A 1,323-nucleotide genomic window follows, 5' to 3' on the forward strand; every position below is an offset into this window, starting at 1 on the left:
CGGGGCACAGGGCCGGCAGGGGCCGACCGCCGGGCCGGACGGCCCCGGGGCGTCGGGACTTCGGGCCCGTGCGGGGGTCAGTCCGCCGTCGGCCAGTCCCAGCCGAGCTGGAGGAAGAGGCCGAGGCGGTCGGAGACGCCGCGGATCTCGGTGATCCGGCCGTCCACGACGGTGAAGACGAAGATCGCCTCGTTCTCGAAGGCCCGGCCGGTGGGGACGGGCATCCGGGGGTGGGCGCCGGAGCTGACGCCGGACTGGGTGATCCGGGCGACCACCCGGTCGCCCTCGGCGATCAGTTCGTCGATGCGGGCGCGGTAGGGCCTCAGGGCGGTCAGCTGCATCTCGATGGCGGCGAAGGCCGCACCGGGCTCGTCCGGCTCACCGTGAATGATCTTGTTGTGGTCGACCACGTCGGCGGCCAGGTAGTCGCCGAGGTCGGCCGTCCGGGCCTCGTTGAGGGCGGTGACGAAGTCGGTCACGAGCTGCTTGTTCCGGTCCACGGACATGGCCCGAATCCCCCTTACGGTGTAAGACTGCGATGTGCGCTACTCTCGCCTTACGCCGTAAGAAAGTCAAGCGGCCCCGCTCGCGAACGGAGACAGCCGTGGACGCCGCCACCCCCCGCAGGGCCGGGCTCACCCGCGAGAAGGTGCTGAACGCGGCACTGGACCTCGCCGACCGCGACGGCGTCGAGAAGCTCTCCATGCGCAGGCTGGGCGCCGAACTCGGCGTCGAGGCGATGACGCTCTACCACTACGTGCCCAACAAGGCCGCCCTGCTGGACGGGCTGGTCGAACGGGTCGTCACCGCCGTCCGCCCCGAGCTGGACGGGCCCGCCGACGCCTGGCCCGAGCGCCTGCGGGACTTCGCCGCCGCGTTCCGTGCCGAACTGCTCCGCCACCCCGGGGTGATCGTGCTGGTCGCCACCCGCCCCGCGCGCTCCGCGGAGGCCCTGCGGATCGTCGAGGACACCGCGGCCTTCCTCGGCCGGGCCGGCATCGCCCCCGTCGACGCCCTGCGGATCGTCAACTCCGTCGCCACCCTGGTGATCGGCCAGTGCCTCGCCGAGGCCGCCACCACCCCGGGCCACCCGGACGAGCCGACCGACGCCGACCTCACCGCCCTTCCCGACCTCACCGCCCTTCCCGTCCTCGCCGCCGCGGTGGCCGGCGGCCTCGGCACCCCGGAGGACCACCGCGCCCGCTTCGACCTCGCCCTGGACGCCCTGCTCGCCGGCCTCCGCCGCTGACCCCTTCCGGCGGGCCCGGCCCGGGGCGACGCCCGCCGCGCCGTCGTTCGGACGAGCAAACGTCTGAACTCCAT

General features: G+C 73.8%; 2 protein-coding genes. One reads left to right on the forward strand and one right to left on the reverse strand.

All coding sequences use genetic code 11. From position 1 onward, the window contains the following. Nucleotides 1–77: 77 nt before the first annotated feature. Nucleotides 78–506 carry an ester cyclase gene (locus tag ABZ641_RS37785; RefSeq protein WP_359989137.1) on the reverse strand — a complete coding sequence of 143 codons (429 nt, stop codon included), beginning with the start codon at nt 504–506 and terminating at the stop codon, nt 78–80. Nucleotides 507–604: 98 nt separating this feature from the next. On the opposite strand from ABZ641_RS37785, the gene ABZ641_RS37790 reads away from it, so the two are divergent. Continuing rightward, the gene (locus ABZ641_RS37790) at nt 605–1,249 is read left to right on the forward strand and encodes a TetR/AcrR family transcriptional regulator C-terminal domain-containing protein (protein WP_359989138.1); all 645 of its coding nucleotides are present in this window, start codon (nt 605–607) and stop codon (nt 1,247–1,249) included. Nucleotides 1,250–1,323 lie beyond the last annotated feature (74 nt).

This window comes from Kitasatospora sp. NPDC007106 (genome assembly GCF_040634455.1).
Lineage (GTDB): Bacteria > Actinomycetota > Actinomycetes > Streptomycetales > Streptomycetaceae > Kitasatospora > Kitasatospora arboriphila.

Bases quoted from the DNA above. Each gene is read 5' to 3' on its own strand.
- ABZ641_RS37785 (WP_359989137.1), bottom strand. From the start codon at position 506: ATGTCCGTGGACCGGAACAAGCAGCTCGTGACCGACTTCGTCACCGCC.